21 protein-coding genes are annotated in these 17,379 nt (G+C 62.1%); 8 read left to right on the top strand and 13 right to left on the bottom strand.

The features are described 5' to 3' along the window. Positions 1–45 precede the first annotated feature (45 nt). Both DIR46_RS07640 and DIR46_RS07635 read right to left on the bottom strand, forming a co-directional pair. Complete coding sequence (locus DIR46_RS07640) at positions 46–1,146, bottom strand: GAF domain-containing protein (RefSeq protein ID WP_162819475.1); 1,101 nt, start codon at positions 1,144–1,146, stop codon at positions 46–48. A 56-nt stretch (positions 1,147–1,202) separates the two neighbouring features. Then, positions 1,203–2,129 carry a hypothetical protein gene (locus DIR46_RS07635; protein ID WP_162819474.1) on the bottom strand — a complete coding sequence of 309 codons (927 nt, stop codon included), beginning with the start codon at positions 2,127–2,129 and terminating at the stop codon, positions 1,203–1,205. Between the two features lie 164 nt (positions 2,130–2,293). Between DIR46_RS07635 and DIR46_RS07630 the strand changes: the two genes are divergently transcribed. From DIR46_RS07630 to DIR46_RS07615, 4 genes are all read left to right on the top strand, one after another. Further along, on the top strand, positions 2,294–2,749 hold the full coding sequence (locus tag DIR46_RS07630) for a hypothetical protein (protein ID WP_109344703.1): 456 nt from the start codon (positions 2,294–2,296) through the stop codon (positions 2,747–2,749). A 180-nt stretch (positions 2,750–2,929) separates the two neighbouring features. Continuing rightward, on the top strand, positions 2,930–4,543 hold the full coding sequence (locus DIR46_RS07625; RefSeq protein ID WP_109344702.1) for a GMC family oxidoreductase: 1,614 nt from the start codon (positions 2,930–2,932) through the stop codon (positions 4,541–4,543). 130 nt (positions 4,544–4,673) lie between these two features. Continuing rightward, positions 4,674–5,105, top strand: a complete 432-nt coding sequence (locus DIR46_RS07620) for a DUF2231 domain-containing protein (protein WP_109344701.1) — start codon at positions 4,674–4,676, stop codon at positions 5,103–5,105. Next, on the top strand, positions 5,102–6,397 hold the full coding sequence (locus tag DIR46_RS07615; RefSeq protein WP_109344700.1) for a PQQ-dependent sugar dehydrogenase: 1,296 nt from the start codon (positions 5,102–5,104) through the stop codon (positions 6,395–6,397). Before DIR46_RS07620 ends, DIR46_RS07615 begins: the two co-directional genes overlap by 4 nt. An 82-nt stretch (positions 6,398–6,479) precedes the next feature. Here DIR46_RS07615 and DIR46_RS07610 read toward each other — a convergent pair whose 3' ends face one another. Then, a complete protein-coding gene (locus DIR46_RS07610) occupies positions 6,480–7,520 on the bottom strand; it encodes a proline iminopeptidase-family hydrolase (RefSeq protein WP_109344699.1) in 1,041 nt (346 codons plus the stop codon). Positions 7,521–8,391: 871 nt separating this feature from the next. Here DIR46_RS07610 and DIR46_RS07605 point away from each other — a divergent pair. Both DIR46_RS07605 and DIR46_RS07600 read left to right on the top strand, forming a co-directional pair. Further along, positions 8,392–9,510: a hypothetical protein gene (locus DIR46_RS07605; RefSeq protein ID WP_109344698.1), complete on the top strand. Its 1,119-nt coding sequence runs from the start codon at positions 8,392–8,394 to the stop codon at positions 9,508–9,510. A gap of 168 nt (positions 9,511–9,678) precedes the next feature. Continuing rightward, entirely contained in the window at positions 9,679–10,182 is a 504-nt protein-coding gene (locus tag DIR46_RS07600) for a PH domain-containing protein (RefSeq protein ID WP_229446535.1), read from the top strand. Positions 10,183–10,267: 85 nt separating this feature from the next. On the opposite strand, the gene DIR46_RS07595 is transcribed toward DIR46_RS07600, so the two are convergent. The 10 genes from DIR46_RS07595 to DIR46_RS07545 all read right to left on the bottom strand — a co-directional run bounded on the left by DIR46_RS07595 (position 10,268) and on the right by DIR46_RS07545 (position 16,303). Further along, positions 10,268–10,534 (bottom strand): hypothetical protein, encoded by a 267-nt coding sequence (locus tag DIR46_RS07595; protein WP_162819473.1) that lies wholly within the window; start codon positions 10,532–10,534, stop codon positions 10,268–10,270. A gap of 31 nt (positions 10,535–10,565) precedes the next feature. Next, on the bottom strand, positions 10,566–10,793 hold the full coding sequence (locus tag DIR46_RS07590; RefSeq protein WP_229446534.1) for a helix-turn-helix transcriptional regulator: 228 nt from the start codon (positions 10,791–10,793) through the stop codon (positions 10,566–10,568). Between the two features lie 235 nt (positions 10,794–11,028). Next, positions 11,029–11,265, bottom strand: coding sequence for a hypothetical protein (locus DIR46_RS07580; protein WP_109344694.1), 237 nt, complete (start codon positions 11,263–11,265; stop codon positions 11,029–11,031). Then, complete coding sequence (locus DIR46_RS07575) at positions 11,262–11,498, bottom strand: hypothetical protein (protein ID WP_109344693.1); 237 nt, start codon at positions 11,496–11,498, stop codon at positions 11,262–11,264. Before DIR46_RS07575 ends, DIR46_RS07580 begins: the two co-directional genes overlap by 4 nt. After that, positions 11,495–12,280 (bottom strand): primase-helicase family protein, encoded by a 786-nt coding sequence (locus DIR46_RS07570; protein WP_109344692.1) that lies wholly within the window; start codon positions 12,278–12,280, stop codon positions 11,495–11,497. The genes DIR46_RS07575 and DIR46_RS07570 overlap by 4 nt, the downstream gene beginning before the upstream one ends. Positions 12,281–12,289: 9 nt before the next feature. Then, on the bottom strand, positions 12,290–12,544 hold the full coding sequence (locus DIR46_RS07565) for a hypothetical protein (protein ID WP_109344691.1): 255 nt from the start codon (positions 12,542–12,544) through the stop codon (positions 12,290–12,292). Next, the gene (locus DIR46_RS07560) at positions 12,541–14,508 is read right to left on the bottom strand and encodes a ParB/RepB/Spo0J family partition protein (protein ID WP_109344690.1); all 1,968 of its coding nucleotides are present in this window, start codon (positions 14,506–14,508) and stop codon (positions 12,541–12,543) included. The genes DIR46_RS07565 and DIR46_RS07560 overlap by 4 nt, the downstream gene beginning before the upstream one ends. Continuing rightward, positions 14,505–14,888 carry a hypothetical protein gene (locus DIR46_RS26550; RefSeq protein WP_162819472.1) on the bottom strand — a complete coding sequence of 128 codons (384 nt, stop codon included), beginning with the start codon at positions 14,886–14,888 and terminating at the stop codon, positions 14,505–14,507. The genes DIR46_RS07560 and DIR46_RS26550 overlap by 4 nt, the downstream gene beginning before the upstream one ends. 323 nt (positions 14,889–15,211) lie before the next feature. Beyond that, positions 15,212–15,595: an HIRAN domain-containing protein gene (locus tag DIR46_RS07550; RefSeq protein ID WP_109344688.1), complete on the bottom strand. Its 384-nt coding sequence runs from the start codon at positions 15,593–15,595 to the stop codon at positions 15,212–15,214. Between the two features lie 15 nt (positions 15,596–15,610). Further along, on the bottom strand, positions 15,611–16,303 hold the full coding sequence (locus DIR46_RS07545) for a LexA family protein (protein ID WP_229446533.1): 693 nt from the start codon (positions 16,301–16,303) through the stop codon (positions 15,611–15,613). On the opposite strand from DIR46_RS07545, the gene DIR46_RS07540 reads away from it, so the two are divergent. Next, entirely contained in the window at positions 16,302–16,706 is a 405-nt protein-coding gene (locus DIR46_RS07540) for a transcriptional regulator (protein WP_229446532.1), read from the top strand. The two genes, DIR46_RS07545 and DIR46_RS07540, sit on opposite strands and share 2 nt — an antisense overlap. 146 nt (positions 16,707–16,852) lie before the next feature. Next, positions 16,853–17,314, top strand: a complete 462-nt coding sequence (locus DIR46_RS07535) for a YmfL family putative regulatory protein (protein ID WP_109344687.1) — start codon at positions 16,853–16,855, stop codon at positions 17,312–17,314. The last annotated feature ends 65 nt before the right edge of the window (positions 17,315–17,379 follow it).

Genomic DNA, 17,379 nt, shown 5'->3' with positions numbered 1-17,379 from the left:
CGATTTCGCCACATTCATTGTTCAACCAACTTCCAACTCAGGACATTAGCGCTGGCGTGCGCGTCCGCGACGCGCGATCTCGGCCGACGCCTGTTCCGCCAGCCGGGTCAGGATCTGCGCCTGGACCGGGTCGAGCGTGCGCGCCTGGGTATCGATCACGCACAGGGAGCCGAGCGCGAAACCCTGCTCGTCGACGATCGGCGCGCCGGCGTAATAGCGAAAATGCGGGGCGCCGGCGACAGCCGGGTTGTCGGCGAAGCGCGGGTCGCGGTCGAGGTTGGACAACTCGCAGACGCCGGCGCCCATCAGCGTGTAGTTGCAGAACGCCCAGCTGCGCGGCGTCTCGGGCAGGTCCATGCCGACCCTGGCCTTGAACCATTGGCGGTCTTCGCTGAGCACCGTGATCAGGGCCACCGGCGCGGCCAGGCTCAGGGCGGCGATCCGCGCGATATTGTCCAGCGCCGCCTCCGGCGCGCTGTCGAGGATGGCGGCGCGGTGGACCGCCAGCAGCCGCCGGCCTTCGTCGGCGCCGACCGGGAACGGGGCGTCCAGCAGGGTCGGCGGCAAGGGCCGCAGCGCCAGCGGCGCCATGGCCGTGTGCCGCACCAGCTCGCGCGTGAGCTGCCCGGGCGCGCCGTCGAGCAGCAGGTGCTTGTAGGGCAGCGCCGGGCCGACGATGGAGGCGACGGTGCCGGCCGACAGGCGGGTGGCGATCACGATCTGCATTCGGTTCAGGGCCGGCAGCGCATGCAGGGTGGCCAGGAATTCCGAGGCCAGGTCGGCGGGGCGGTCCACCTGGACCGCGAACACGTCGGGCACGTTCGCCCCCAGCGCGACGGCGGCGGCCACCGGACTGTCGGTGCAGGTGACCTCGGCCACGTCCAGCGCCGCCAGGGCGCGCTCCCAGCCGGCATGGTCGCGGCCGGGGGCCAGCACCAGCACCCGGCGGCTGCCGGGGCGCGCCTCGTCATTGGCAGCCAGCGCCGCGAGCACGTCGGACTCGAACATGCGGCGATGCCCCCCGGGCGTCTTCCAGGAGGGAATCACGCCGCTCTCGATCCAGAGCTGCGCGGTGCGCGACGAGACGCCGAGGATCTTGGCCGCCTGCGGCGTCGTCAGGATCGGACTGGAGCTTGGTGTTTTCATCGCCGTAACTATATCGGATGCGGGGGCGACGCGTGGCGCGGCCAGTGGGTTCGCCATCAGGAAGCGTCCGGTTTCGCCTCGCTCAACAGCTTGTCGAGCAGCGGCAGGCGCGCCCTGACACCCGGGAATCGCATCGGTTCGTAGTGCGCGAGCAGCGCGCCGTCGGCATCGCGCACGGTGAGCCGGATCTTGTGGCCGTAGTGGTGGGCGACCACATGCCAGGCCGTCAGCTCGGCCAGGTCTTCGGCCGGCGCGGCGGTGGCGTAGAGGCTGACGAAGGGCGAGTTCGCGAGCGCGTCGTAGGTGGTGCGCGCGCGCCCGGCCGGGATCAGGCCGGCGCCGCGGAACCTGGATGCGGCGACGGGGGATGTGGCCAGGTGCGGCGCCAGCTTGACGCCGTCGTTCCCGGAGGCTTGCCAGATGCCGCTGCCGAACGCATTGCCGGGCTTGTCGGTGAGCTGGCGCGACATGTCGAGGATGTGGGTTGCCTCGTGCAGCAGCAGATAGGTGAGAGCGTCGGCACCATCGGCCTCGAAGCTCACCGACTGGCCCGAGCCGTCGGCCTCGAACAGGCGGCGCTCCTTGGTGGTGAGGAATTCGGCCAGCGACTCGCGCAGCGCGCCGGCGCGTACGGTGATGTCGAACTGCATGCTGTCGCCGACCTTCGAGGTCAGCGCCGTGCCTTGCCCCGGCACGCCCTCGACGAAGCCAAGGTGGCGCAGATTGGTTTGCAGCACGCGCCGGTGGAGCGCCGGCAGCCTGGCCAGCGCCGCTTCCACCTGCGCCAGCTCCGCCGCCGTCAGCACGTAGGGCCGGACCGAACGCATCCCGGCCGCCTCGAAGTGGCCGATGATGTCCGGGCCAGGTGTCGCGATCCGGCTCGCCAGCGCGGCCGCGGGCGATGCGCCGTGCGCCGCCGGGAGCATGCCCCCGGCGATCGCCAGGGCGGCGACGATGGACCTTATCACGAAGCGTGTTCGCATGTTCTGCCTCTCTTTCCGCTGTGTTTTCTCTTTGGACTTCCAATCTTACCTACGCCTTGAACGGGCTTGTTGGATGCGGGCTGCGTCCAGTCGCGGCCGATGCGCGTAATTCGTGGCACCGCCGGCACCGACGCCGGAGGCTACTACAGAAGGAAACCTGCAACATGATGAAACCAGGCAGCCACGCGACCCTGTTCGCCTCGATGATCGTCGCCATCGCCCTGTCGTGCGCCGCTCCCCTTAGCGGAGCAGCCGCGGTATTCCCGATCGATCCGGATGAAGTCTCGCCATCGCCGCAGGACGAGCGCGCCGCGATCGTCGTCAAGAACGAGACCGCCGGCATGCATGCGGCGCTGCGGGCCGAAGAGCGGCGCAAGCAGGCTTCGGCAAGCATCAAGCCCGATCTTGCGCAAGCCCCGGCCGGCGCGGACGTGGCGGCCGGCCGTGGCGGCGTATGCCAGATCCCTTCCAGCAATGGAGCAGGCGACGTTTGCCATGCGCCTTCCAGCGAGGCGGTCGGCTCTGCCGGGACGCCCTATCTTCATCCCGGCTACGGCACCAGGATGGGACCAAGGGTCTACATGCTGCCGCTCGACGAGTCGCAGCAGCGCGACTTCTGAATCGTCTGGCGCACTGCCGGCCATCAGGAAAATCGATGGCCAGCCATCACGACTTTGAATCGATAGAATCGTCAGAATCGATATAATCGGAAAGATGCATCGGATGTGAACGGTGCCAACCCACCGCGCCGTGAACGCCAATCCGGGCCAGGGCGCCATCTCAGAAAAGTGAATCCCATCATGAACAATACGACTACCAGTGAAAGCGCCTTCGCCGAATCGGTCCAGCGCAACCAGCTCGCGCAGCGCGAGGCCTCGAGGACGACTTACGACTTCATCGTGTGCGGCGCCGGCTCCGCAGGCTCGGTGGTGGCGGCCCGGCTGGCCGAGAACCTGGATGTGAAAGTGCTGCTGCTCGAAGCGGGCGGCAGCGACGAAGTGCCCAGCGTGATCGAGCCGGCCCAATGGCCGCTGAACCTGGGCACGGAGCGCGACTGGGCCTTCATGGCCGAACCGAACCCGTACCTGAACGGCCGCGCGATCCCCATGAACATGGGCAAGGTGCTGGGCGGCGGCTCCAGCATCAACGTGATGGTATGGGCGCGCGGCCACCGCGCCGACTGGAACTACTTCGCCGCCGAAGCGGGCGACGATGCGTGGAACTACGAGTCGGCGCTGGCCATCTATCGCCGCATCGAGAACTGGCATGGCGCGGCCGACCCGGGCCGCCGCGGGCAGGGCGGTCCGATGCATGTCGCCCCGGCGCGCGATCCGAAGCCGACCGCGACCCTGATGCTGGAAGCCGCCCGCGCGATCGGCGTGCCGACCTTCGACAGCCCCAACGGCGCGATGATGGAGGCCGACGGCGGCGCCGCGATCAACGACCTGATCGTCCGCGACGGCAAGCGGCAGTCGGTATTCCGTTCCTATACCTATCCGCGCATGGCCCAGCCGAACCTGACGGTGCTCACCAATGCGCAGGTGGCCAGGCTGCTGTTCGACGGCGACAAGGTGGTCGGCGTCGACGTCGTGCTGGATGGCCAGCCGCGCCAGTTCCGCGCCGAGCGCGAGGTGGTGCTGTCGCTGGGCGCCGTCAACACGCCCAAGGTGCTGATGCAATCGGGCCTCGGTCCCGCGAGCGAACTGGCGCGCCATGGCATCGCCGTGCGCCAGCACCTGCCGGGCGTCGGCCAGAACCACCAGGACCACGTGTCCTTCGGCTGCATCTGGGAATACAGCGAGCCGCAGGAAGTCGGCAACGGCGGATCGGAAGCGACGCTGTACTGGAAGAGCGATCCTTCGCTGGACGCGCCGGACATGCTGCACTGCCAGGTCGAGTTCCCGGTGCCGAGCGCGGAGAACGCGGCGCGCGGCGTGCCGGAGCACGGCTGGACCATGTTCGCCGGCCTGGCCCACCCCAAGAGCCGCGGCCAGCTGCTGCTGTCCGGCCCCAACGTGAACGATGCGATGATCATCCGCGCCAATACGCTGTCGGACCCGGACGACCTGGAAGCGGCCAAGGCCAGCGTGCGCATGTGCCGTGAGCTGGGCAACGCCTCTGCCTTCAAGCGCATCGTCAAGCGTGAATCCATGCCGGGCACCCTGGGCGACGACGAGCTGGAGCGCTTCCTGCGCAACGGCGCCGTCACCTACTGGCATCAGTCGTGCACCGCCAAGATGGGCCGCGACGAGATGTCGGTGGTGAACAGCAAGCTGGAAGTGTATGGCGTGCAGAACCTGCGCATCGCCGACGCGTCGATCATGCCGCGCATCACCACCGGCAACACAATGGCGCCGTGCGTCGTGATCGGGGAGCGTGCGTCCGAGATGATCAAGGCCAAGTACCGTATCTGATGCGCGGCTTGCCCGCACCGGGGCGATGGCGCCGGTGCGCCGGGAAATCGTCCGCCGGCTCAACCATGCGACAGGACATCGGTCTACTCGATATGATTTGATTAATACAATCACTTTCAAGGACAATCCGATGTCGACTGTCGTTACAGCGAACCCGGCATACCGCAGCGCGCCGGGCACGCTTCATACCATCCTGCTGGCGGGCAGCGTCTCGCTCTTCCTCGGCGCATTGCTGAGCGATTACGCCTACTACAATACCTACCAGATCCAGTGGAGCAATTTTGCGTCCTGGCTGATCGCCGGCGCCGAGTTGTTCAGCGGACTGGCGCTGGTGTTTGCGCTGGTTAACCTGATCCGGGCGCCGCACAAGAAGGGCCATGTGCTGACGTATTTCCTGCTGCTCCTGGCCACCTGGGCGCTGGGGCTGTTCAATGCCTTCCAACACGCCAAGGATGCCTGGGCTGTCATGCCGGCCGGCCTGGTACTGTCCGCAATCGTCTTCGTCCTGGCCTGCCTGGCGGCCTGGGTCGGCCTCAATCCACGCGTCGGAGGTGCGCCATGAAGCGATCGAACACACTGGTCGTGCTGGGCGTGAGCCTGCTCCTGGCTGCATGCACCGAAGGCGAGGGCGCCAAGACGCTGTCGCACGGCGCCGATCCGCAGCTGCCGGCTCCACAACGCGGCATCCTGCCGAGCATGAAGATCGCCGAACCGTCGCCCTGGGGCGACCAGAAGCCGACCGTGCCGGAAGGCTTCAGCGTCACGGCCATCGCGACCGACCTGCAAATCCCGCGCCAGACGCTGGTCTTGCCGAATGGCGACATCCTGGTGGCCGAAGGCCGCGGCGGCAATGCGGCCAAGCTCAAGCCGAAAGACGTGATCGCCGGCTACATCAAGGCGAAGGGCAATACCAAGGTCAAGAGCGGCAACCGCCTGACCTTACTGCGCGACGCCGACGGCGACGGCCAGTACGAGCTCAAGACCGTGTTCGCGGCGGACCTGAACGCGCCTTACGGCCTGGCGTTTGCCAACAACAAGATCTACGTCGCCAACCAGGACGAGCTGGTGAGCTTCGACTACCAGGAAGGCCAGACCAAGGCGGCCGGCGCGCCGACCACGATCACCAAGCTGCCTTCCGCGATCAACCACCACTGGACCAAGGCGATGACCGTCAGCCCCGATGGGCGCTATCTCTATGTCGGCATCGGCTCGAACAGCAATATCACCGAGCGCGGCATGGAGGCCGAGGTCGACCGCGCGATGGTGTGGCAGATCGACGCCACGGCCGGCACCTATAAACCGTATGCGACGGGGCTGCGCAATCCGACGGCGCTGGCGATCCATCCTGAAACCGGCCAGCTGTGGTCGGTGGTCAACGAGCGCGACGAGCTGGGACCGGACCTGGTGCCGGATTACCTGACCTCGGTGCGCGAAGGCGGCTTCTATGGCTGGCCTTACGCCTACTGGGGCCCGAACGCCGACCCGCGCGTCAAGCCGGGCAACCCGGAAAAGGTCAAGGCCACCATCAAGCCCGACTACAGCCTCGGCTCGCACGTCGCCGCGCTCGGCCTGCATTTCTCGTCGCCGGTGATGGGAGACAAGTTCGCCAACGGCGCCTTTGTCGGCGAGCATGGCAGCTGGAACCGCAATCCGCCGGTGGGCTACAAGGTGATCTTCGTACCGTTCGCCAATGGCCGTCCGGCCGGTGAGCCGATCGATTTCGTCACCGGCTTCCGTACCGAGGAAGGCAAGACGCGCGGCCGGCCGGTAGGCGTGACCGTCGATCCGAAGGGAGCCCTGATCGTGGCGGACGACCTGGCCAATACCGTGTGGCGGGTGAGCCGCAACCGTTGATGCGGCGGTAGGCGACAAAAGAACGGCGGCTTGCTCCAGCAATGCCGCCGTTCTCTTTATGTGCGCCCGCGCGCTGCAGTCGTCAGTATGAGCGCAGGGAGCGCGGCTTGACCGCCGTGCGTGCGGGCGCGCCGCGCAGGAACTTGAGCAGGCCATCGAAATAGCAGCCGGCGTCGTCGTACATGGCCATGTGGCTGCCGTTTTCGCAGTACAGGAATTGTCCCTGCGGCAGGCGTTGCGCCATCTTCTTCATATGGGCCGGGTCCATGGTGTCGTAGCGTGCGCCGACGACCAGTGTGGGCACGTCGATCCGTTCGAGGTCGTCGAAGCGGTCCCAGTTCGCGAGCAGGCCCGAGATGCCCAGCTCGCTCGGTCCCTGCATCGGCTTGTAGATTTTCTGGTTCAGATGCCCGAAGCTGCGCAGCACCGGTTCGGGTAACTCCGCGAGCGGCCTGCGCAGGATGTGACGCTCGTAGAAATGCGGGATCAGGAGTTCCATATAGCGTGGATCGTCGGTCTTGCCCTCGGCCTCGAGCTTGCGCACCTCGGCCAGCACGGCCGGGTCGATCTGCGGCGCGAGCACGTTTTGCGCGTAGGCGTTGTAGGCCGGGGCGCTGGCCATCATGTTCGAGATCACCAGGCCTTTCAGCTTGCCGGGGTGGGCGAGGGCATATTCGATGGCCAGGATGCCGCCCCAGGAATGCCCCAGCAGGTAGAAATTGTCCTTGTCCAGGCCGAGCGCCTTGCGCACCTGCTCCACTTCGTCGGTAAAGCGCTCGACGGTGTTCAGCGACGGGTCGTCGGGCTGGTCGCTGAACCATGACCCCAGTTGGTCGTAGTAGTAATACTCGATCGACGCGCCAGGGAAGTGGTCGTCGAAGGTTTTGAAGTATTCGTGCGTCGACCCGGGACCGCCGTGGAGCAGCAGCACCTTGACGGTCGGGTTGTCGCCCATGCGGCGGGTCCAGACCTTGAAATCGCCTTTGGGCGTGTGGATCGGGATCATGCGCACGCCGGGGAGGGCCTGCTTGGCGAGCTGCTGTTCTTGCCGGGATGGTTCGGCGGCGCTGGCGCTGGCCAGGCCCAGGCCTGCGAGGAGGCAGGCGATCAGGATGTTTTTCATGTCAGGGGTCGGTGAAGATGCCGGGGAGGCATGGCCGGGGACGGCGGTGTTGTTTCCAGTCAGGCATGGTGAGGCATGCGGGGAGGGAAGTGAAATCGCATCTTCGTATGGCTAGGCATGGCGTTTTTCGATACGCCATGCGGGCGGTTCCTGCATCCGGACGGAGTCCGCGTCCGAATGTCAGACCTGACGTGCTCCACGCCTGGTCGATGTCGGCGTGCGTGGTCGTGGCGCTCGAATAGAATGTGCTTCTTCGCCAAGCTTGCCTGCATTACAGAATGCGGCGCGGGCCGGTTTCGCTTATCATTACTGGTTCCCGACAGTATCCGTCGCCCCGGTTGGCGGCGACCAGACCCTCCAGCATGAGCCTCACCTCGACCATTCCGGGCGCCGCCGCCCCTGTACTGCCATCGCGCCGCCTCTCGGTCGCCCCCATGATGGACTGGACCGAGGAATTCAATTCCCCATAGTGCGTGTGTTGAGTTTGGAGTAATTTTGGAGTAGTGGGAAAATGCTTGGGGTCGCATTAGGTGCAACTCAAGCGCGGGCTAGCCAAACGCCGAACAGCGGGAAGTATCGAGCGCCTAATAAAGTCGCTTGCTTGTTTGAACGTGAGTAGTGCCGTACACTGACCCATCTCGACCGTCTGCTTTCGGCCAGAAGCCGCCGTTCGCCTCTATGGTCTAAAGCGTGTTGTGAGCTTTCATCATCGCGATAGCAGTACAGCTAGAGTGCAGTGATATCCCGTAAGGAGATGGCTCGTTCGGCGCTGGTATGGGAGTGGGGTCTATACACGTACAAGCTTGGCTCTCAACCGGGATACCAATAACGCGCTAGGCCTGCCGGCTTTTGAAGAATAGGAAGTGACTCTATGAAGCTAAGCAAAGCTTGGTGGGAGCATCTGGCCCCGAAGTCGATGATTGGACGGCGGCGCGAGGTTGAGCAGTTGCTCGAAGACTTCATACGGGGCTCCGCCTACGGGTTGGAATGGGCGCGGGTGGCTGCGAATCCCCACGGTGTTTTTAGGCTCACGCCAGGCCAAGTAATACCCGTGGTGCGCCTGATATTCATGAGTGACCGTCAGGGGTTCATCGCTCCGTTCAAGAAGCTCATGGATGGGCATAGAACTGTGGACCGCGAGCCAGAGTACGGACTCGGCGCCTTGCGCGAAGGCGAGTTAGCTGTCCAACCTACGATTTCAGTGGAAGTTGTTACTGACCCCGTGTATTTGGCTGCGGCCATGCGGGGAGCCACGCAGATTGACGAAAGCACGGTCAGGAGCCCTAGCCTTGTATTTTCGGTGCCCGCAGTTTTCTTACTATCGCCCAAGCACTACCCCGAACGCGCATACGTCCTCTACCAGCACATCTTCGGCAATGGTGCATCGTACCCTGACGATGGGTACTTTTATGTTGGGGTGTCCACCCGAAGCTGGCAAAAGCGCTGGTCCGAGCACCGTCGCGCGATCGGAACGGGCAGTCCATTGCTTTTCCATCGTCGATTTCGAGAGGAGCAAGAGGGTGGGCGTCTTACGTACGTGCACCACAAGGTGATGGCTATTACCGACGATCTGGAGCAGCTCTACGAGGGGGAAGAGTTTCTCGTAGAAGGCCATTGGGATGATGAACGCCGGCTAAATATGGTACCAGGCGGAAAGAGCGGGCTACGTTACCTACGTGAAAACGGATTGATTTCGAAAGGCGCGGTTCCTCTGCCCGATGACCGCGACAAGATTCTGCAAAAGTGGCTGAATGACCATCCACGCTTGGGCTTACCGGCGCCATGGGTCGCCGAAAAGTGGAAGGACAACGACTGGGCAATAGCGCAGATTTGTGGCCGCGACGGGCGCTTGTCTGTCGTTCAAGTCAAGGCAATACGTGAGCTCGCCAACTACCACACCCCCGATGAGATCTACGTCCGCATCGGGGCGAAAGACGTGGATCAAGTGAAACGAGTCCTGGATGGAAAAACCTACACGCGAATAGCCTGATCTCCCGAGTGCTGTACCAAGCCATTATAGTTCGCGCCGGATTAAGGAACTGCGAGCTTAGGCCGGTGCGAGGCTGGTGAGCGGCTGCTTTGGGTCGAAAGCGGACCTGACCGCGCGTCTCCAACTCGTCAATTCGTTAAGCTGTTGTAAGGGCGCTATGCTCAGTGCATGAACGATCTCTTCACGGGTAGTCCCTCTAGGATATTAGAGTATTATTTCTCTATTACAACTATTAGGGATTTTGAAATGGGATCGTATGTCAATCGCAATCTGGACGTCGATGAGAAGGTCGTCTATGAGGCGCAGGTGTCTTGGGTATCGCAATGGTTACTGTTCCTTCTCGGGCTGCTCACCATCGGCCTCATGGGCCTGGGCCTAGTCTTTATCGCGGTCGCTGTGATTAATGTCCTGACTACCGAGCTGGTCATCACCAATAAGAGGGTAGTTGCCAAATTCGGCCTGATCAGTCGCAAGACTGTCGAACTGAAGAACAGCAAGGTAGAGAGCGTGCAGGTCGACCAGTCGATCGTCGGACGTATGCTGAACTTCGGCAGCATCGTTGTGTCGGGCGCTGGTGGCCCGCAGGCCCCGATCCCGAATATTTCGGATCCGTTGACCTTCCGTTCGAAGCTGAACGAGATGACCGAGGAGCGCGAGCGCGCTGCTGCGTAAGGGATGGGTGCCGTTCTGCGGCTGCTGCTGAAAGCCACCTGCGGGGTGGCTTTTTCATTTGCGGTGAAGCGTTGGCCCGTGTGGCCTAGCGTTTGCGGATGAGGCGGTCGTGAAGGATCCGTTCTAGCGCATCCCCGAGCGTCATGTCCTTGAACTGGATGAACTTGTACAGGGCCTGTTGTACTTCGCGTGAAACCGCAATGCGCGGCAGTAGGGCTTTGCCCTCAGCCTCAAGCTTGGCCACGCGGCGAGCCTGCCGATCGGCCGCACTCATGGCCTTGCCGGTCGGAGGTCGACCACGCTTTGGTGAGCTTTGTGCCGGCTGCGTGTCTTCGTCGTTGGTCCATTCCATGTTGATCTCGCTCAGGAATTACCGTGAGAACTCACGTATTTGCAGCGGGCTTCTTTCCAGCCTCGCGGAGTTCGTCGACGTATGCCGCTACATCGCGGATGTCGGCGTGCAGCGGGTCGCCCGACATCGGGATAGGGAAGGTCTGGGCCGACCGGTGGTTGTACGCGGTCTTCAACGACATGCCGATCGCCTGGCAGACCTCCTTGAGGGTCAGGCGTGGCTTGTTGTAGATCGACAGGAGCATGAATTCGGTTTGCATGTGAGGCTCGGTAACTTGATTAAGCAAAATTCTTGAATGGGCAGGTACCCTTGTGCGGCTGGCCAGCTCGCTCGCCGCTGGCCGCGCAGCGCGGTTCGCATCGATGCGAGCACGTGCAGCGACGGCCCTGGCTGCAGTCGTGGGTGCAGGTGTCTTGCGGCAGGGCTTGGGTGATCCTGTTGAGGCCCGCCTGCAGCGGTTGCAGCAATGTCGTGAAAATCGCGATGGACATAAGCTATCCCTCCATGATCTGAATTTCGGAGCTGTCGAAGCCTCCGACCTTGCCGGCCAGGTAGACGGTCATCGAGATGCGCCCGCCGTCGCGGTTAGCCGTCAAGCAGCTGATGAACTGCTTCAGCCCTTCATGCACCACTGGGCGAGCACAGTGCATGGACTTGAGCAGTAACAGGTGATGCCTGTACGCGGTTGGGTCGTTCGGCTCGTCCTGGGTGCCTGGTACAGGGCCCGTCATGGTTTCTCCCCCTGGCTGATCGAGCTGTCAGGCCAGTGCTGGAAAATGACTAGACCGTCTTCGCTGCGCGCGGTGGCCCCTATGGTCTTCGTCAACACCCTGCCGGCAGGGCCTGCAGGGTGTTCGGTCACTGGTCGGGCGATCTGATCGAACTTCGCGCGATCGCCGACGATCACATACACCACGCTGCCGCCGGCCACCGGGCCTACGTAGTCGCTCGCCAGCAGGCTCATGCGGTCCTCCCATCGTCGAAGAATATGCCAGCTGGTGGAGGGGTGCGCTCGTTAAACTCGCCCATGTCGAGGCCGTGCATCAGGTAGTCACGAAACGCGTCGACGCCGCCCTCGGCGATCTCGTGCACCACAGCCTGGTAGAAGGCGCGCTGCTGCCGGGGCGGCACTTCGATGACCGTGAACCGGCGGTTGCCGATGTCGGCCGGCAGGAAGTCAGGGGTGCTGGTGACATAGATGAAATTCAGCCGGTTCGACACCATGCGCGAAGTTTGTCCCTTGCGCTCGATGACGAACGATTGGGCCGTCATCGCAGCCTTCATCTTTGCGATATGCGATCGGGCGAAACCACCGTCGACCACGGCCAGGCTCGCACCTTCCATCCATCCATTGAACGTGCTATGCAAGTCGCGTGGCCGGATTTTTGCGGCACTATCGCCGTAGATCTCGGCGACGACGAAATTCATGAACAGCGATTTGCCCGAGCCTTCGCTGCCATTGAAGACCAAGGCGGTAGACATCCTGGCGCCAGGGTTTCGCAGCGGGTACGCCAGCCAGCGGAGGATCCATAGCTGCAGCTCGTCGTGCATGTCGCACAGGTGGGCCAGCAGCGTCATGATGTTGCCGCAGTGCGCTGGCCGTGCGGCGATCGCCGGCGCCGCTGCCGGCGTGATCATCGCCTTGAGGGCTTCGCAAGCTGCATTGACGGCTGCAATGGGCGCTGCCAAGTTGCGGGCGGCTGCATCGCTGAAGTTGATAAGGGCAGTGTTCAGGGTGTTTTTCATAGCGTGCTTTCAGTGTTTTGCTGGGATAGTGCGAGCGATGGTCGGCCAGTCGTTACGCTGTTTTAGCCAAGGAGCGAAGCCCTCGGCGAGCTCGGCCAATGCACTCGCGTTCTCGTCCAGGTCGGCCACGATTGCCGCGTGGCGGTTTGGATATCGACGGGCGCGGCCGGGGTCGCTCCAGAACTCAAGGCTCTCGACCAGGGTCTTGCGGTCATTAAGCAGGGCCCTGGCGATCGCGCTCACGCTTTGTTCGCTCAACGTCATTGCATTACCTGCGCCTGGAGAGGTGCTGCGGGAGCAGGCGACACCTGCAGGCTATCGAGGGTCTTGCCGGCGTCGATCCAGTCGCGGACCCACTTCGGCGCACGGCCACGGCCGGTCCAAGTTTGCGTGAGATCCGGATGCCGATAGCGCACCTCGGTCGATGCAGCGCGGGCCTTTGAATCGGCTTCTGCTGCAGGCGCCGTCGCGCTCTTGTCGTGTTTCGCTACCTCTGGCAGAACCGCCTGTGCGGGCGTCGCGGCCTTGCCCTTGCTCGCGGCCCTTGCCTTCTTCGCCGCCTTCTCGTCAGCCAGCTGCTTGGCTTCCTTGTTCAGTGCCGACTTCATGGCCTCGGCATCGATGCCGAGACGCTCTGCAGCGGCAAGCATGAGCGTCGGACGGTCCGCTTTGCTGTATGAGTAGGTGCTGACTTCCAGTTCGCGGATGAGGGTCATGTCGCGGATCAGCTGACGTGCCGCTTCAGGTGTCATCTGGCGGATTGCGTCGCAAATTCTGTTCGTTCCGGTGACATACTTTCCGTCCCAAGTGCCCGATTCGAATTCTTTGCCGGTCCAGCCGTAGAGCTTCCGGATGAAGCCGTCTTCGGAGTTGGGGGAGTTCCGGAACAGGAGGGCGGCCACCTCCTGCTCATTGATCGGGGTATCCTCGATTCGGCCGGCGTCGCGGATGGATACAAACAGTTCGCGGCGGTAGCGCTTCTCGAGCGCGGCCGCCTGCTCCTTCTGCTTCTCCTGGGCCTTTTGCTTCGCGGCTGCCGATGCCTCGGTCTTGCCGCTGCCGGCAACTTGCGTCACCAGGTCTTCCAGCTCGTCGGTCTTGGCAATGGTGATGAGCTTGCCTGGCTCGAACGGGCTCTCCAGCAGCACGCCCTTTGGGGTCTGTTTGCCGAGGATCTTGCGGTAGCTCGTCGAGCCGCTGCCCGAGACATAGAACTCGCGATCGACGTCGGAATAGCCGTCCTTGAGATTGCCGTATGAGTTCGGCATGATCTTCTTGGCTGCCTCGCCGCTGATGACGGAATGGCCGCGGTCCTCAGCCTTCTGCTTCGCCTTCTTCGAGTGCGCAGCAGTCTTCTCGGCGAAACAGTCAGGATCGGTGCAGAGGTTAGCGTGGTTTTCGCTCTCGAAGGCTTCCTCCTGGTTGCCGCTGCGCTTTGGGCATTCGACGCACGAACCGATATCCGCCAGCAGCGCAGCATCTTTGACCGCAAAGACTGCATTTTTCAGGTCCAACATGAAGCGCCGGCGGAGCAGATCACGTTGCGATCGATATGACATCGGGTTGCCCTGCCAGTCGGTTTGGCTGACTTCCATCGCGGCCTTCACCTGGAGCGAGGGATTTGGAATGCGCGCAATCAGCAGCGCGGTCGCTGCGCTGAATTTGTCTTCAAGGAACTGCTCGCGCACGCTCGTAGTCAGCGCGCACAGCTTGAGGCGGCCATAGACATAGGACCGGCTTCTACTGACTCTGTAGGCCAGCTGGTCGACGTCGTAGTTCCGCTCGAGCATAAGACGCTCGTACCCTTCCGCCTCCTCGAGCGGATGAGGATCGTCGCGCTGCAGGTTCTCGAGGATTTGTAATTCGAGGGCCTCGACATCGGTAAGCGTGCGAAGTAGCGCGGGAATAATCGAAAGCCCGGCAATGATTGACGCGCGGAAGCGGCGCTCGCCGGCGACGATCTCATACTTCTGTGGCTCATCCGGCGTCGGCTCAACAGGGCGTAACAGAATCGGCTGCGCGACGCCTTTAGCCTTGATGCTCGCGGCCAACTCATTGAGCTTGACCAAGTCGAAACGCTTCCTGTTCGTTTTCGAGATACGGATGTCAATCAGGTTAAAGTGGCCAAACTCTCCAGCGTTTGTCACTAGCTCGTCGACGACGATCGCCTGGTCGCCCACTGCTGGCAGTTGCGGAGCTGCTAAAAGGGTCAGGGCGGTAGGGGTCATGCATGCTCCAGTCTGGAAAGTTGGGGTTTGTTAGCGGCGCCGTTCCCGACCGCCGTCGGCATATAAAAAGCGACATCGAACTCGACGTGTCGGACGCGGATGTGCACGACCCATGCAGTGAGGCCCTGCCGGGCTTTCGGCTGATGCTGAGGTTTGATCGGCGCGGAAACTTCGTAGCCACGGGTTCGCATGAGCTGGAGAACGCTGGGCAGGTGCAGATGCATGCCGTCTTCCGACACTTCGGCCGGAGTGCAGACGTGTGCACTGCAGAAGCGATTCAGGGCATTGCGGTCGCGTGCATGATGTAAGGCCTGGCTGAGGTTGCCGGTGCCGACGCGAGCTTTGCCTTTCGGCGGACGTGCTGTTGTTGCAGCGCTCATGCCCGTACCACCGAGATCGGATGTGGCTGTTCAAATCGGCTTGCAGCCTCAAGCCACGCTTCGTAGCTCGAGGACGAGACTACGAAGTAGGTGAGCCGGCCGGCTTTGGTGGCTACGGTGACGCGAAACGGAATCATGTTGCCCTCGGTGGTTGACACTACGAGCGCAACTATAGCAATTTGCTTTTAGACGAGCAAGAGCAATTTGCTTTTATTTGGATGGGTGGCCAGAAGGAAAGGTATCTCCGCTTAGTAACGGACGAAAAAAAACCCGCGCAAGGCGGGTCTTCGAGCGGCTGCGTGAGTGCGTAATACCGGTGTTTGTTAATCGTCGTCCTGAGGAAGGTCTAGCCGCACCCCGTAGTCACCGTGGTCGCCAGCGCCGCGATCCCAACCGCCTCTAATAACGGCAGCGCATTTGAACCGTTCATGCTGACTCAGCTGCCCATAGCGGACGATACGACGGAAAGCGCGGGCTGACTCGCGGGGAAGGTGCCCGACCTGATGTCCGTCGATCCATACCTGGACCGCAAACTTGTCGTAAGGATTATCGTCCTGCAGGACCAATTCCGCGTAGGTCTCGATGTTGACGCCATCCTCGCGCCGCGGGCCGCAAATTCGAATGAGACTATCGCGATAGAAACTCTCTCCCGCTACGTTAATGCGGTAATACCCAGGACCGCTAATTTTAGGTACTTCATCCCTCATGCGTGGCTGTTGCTCCTACTGCTTTCTTAACTTTTTCCGATGTTCGGTAACTACGCCTATGACCGACAACAGCTCAGTATCGCTACGAAGCGTTGGATAGTCGTCGTTGAGCGGTACAAGCTCGAAGATTTCATTTCCTGCCGCATCAATACCGCGCGGGCGGTATTTTTTGAAGGTGGCCTGCGCACTGCCGTTACGAGCGACTACGAAGTCTCCAGGGTTCGGAGCCATATCCGGGTCGACAATGATGCGATCGCCTGGCCGGAAGTCGGGCAGCATTGAAAGGCCTTCGACGTCAAGTGCGAACGCCCATGCCGACAGATCTTGATCCGTGTACTCATAGGCGTAGCCGGCGCCGGGCGGATACGGGCTCTCCATATCCCTAAGCGCGCCAGCTTGAACTGATGAAATCACGGGTACTGGTCGCAGACCAACTGCCGCAGGAACGACATTCTCATCGAACTGTGCAGCGACGTTACGATGCGGTCTATCCATCCAGCCAACTTCCTTACCGCAGCCTTCTTCCAGCTTGCGCGCCAGCTTGTCGCCAATTCCGCGTGCGTTACCTGTAGACGATTTAGCACCGTTCAAGATCTGACTGAGATACATGGGGGCGGTTTGTGCCCGCTGCGCGACAGCATCTGCTGTCTTGAACTCAGCGACCAATGACCTGAGGTTCTCGAGGCGTAATTCTTTTACGGTTGTCATGTATCAATTTAAAAGCAAAACGCTTATGTATGGAATGCGCAAATTGCTATTGCACGATCAAAAGCAAATTGCTATAGTCTGTGCCATGAAACTACTCGACTACGTCAAAACCCGGGCCACCCAGCGCGAGCTCGCGACGAAGCTCGGCATCACGCCAGTGTTGATCAATCAATGGGCGAATGCTAAGCGTCCTATTCCTCCGGAGCGTTGTGTTGCGATCGAACGCGCAACTGAGGGGGAGGTCACGCGGCCTGAGCTTCGTCCCGATGACTGGGAACTGATATGGCCGGAGCTAGCCCTTACGCAACCCGCTCGAACAGCGGGCGCCGGCCAGGCTGACGATGAGTCTTTCGCAGATATTTCGCTGCTCACCATTACCTGCCCTGAAGAGCAGTCGGCTTAACAAATTCAACTAGCGTCAGCACTACGTTGCAGTTGAGTCACGTCTATAAAGTTTCCATACGGAAATAAAATCGCAGGATAAGTATCCATATTGCAAGAATAGGTTGACGCGTAGGTCGCGGCAACCACAGTGAAAGAGAGGCAGTTGTGAACCTGAGGCAATCTTACCTGTCCATGATCAAGGCATTTCCCGGTGGCTGGGATGCTATGGCGGGCGCGTTAGGCATGAGCCGTGACGCGCTCGAGAACCGCGTGTATGAGCGCAAGGGGCAAGGCGTCACGGTCGAAACCGCGCTGCAGATCCAGGCGTTCTCGCAGACCACCCACTTTGCCGAGGCGATCGCAACCGCGAGCGGCGGCACCTTCCTCAAGCTGCCTGACGATCTCGACGAAGGTAACGAGCTGCTGATGTCCAAGTTCCAGACGCTCTATGCGCGACTGGGAGAGTTTTCCAAGGACTTTACCGCGGCGACGGCGGACGACCTGATCGACCGTCGTGAGCAGGCCATCCTCGAGCACGACGCCGCCGAGCTGCACAAGGTCGTCGCCGAACTCCTCGCGCTTACGTTGCGCATCTATGCACCGCAGGGCGGGAGGGAGGCGGAATGACACTGCATCGTCTGCCGCGCGCAGGAAGCCGCGCACATTCGGTCTTGCTTCACCTAGTGCGGTGT

Origin of the sequence: Massilia oculi (assembly GCF_003143515.1) — a bacterium.
GTDB lineage: Bacteria > Pseudomonadota > Gammaproteobacteria > Burkholderiales > Burkholderiaceae_D > Telluria > Telluria oculi.
This window is presented reverse-complemented; position numbering and strand designations above follow the sequence as displayed.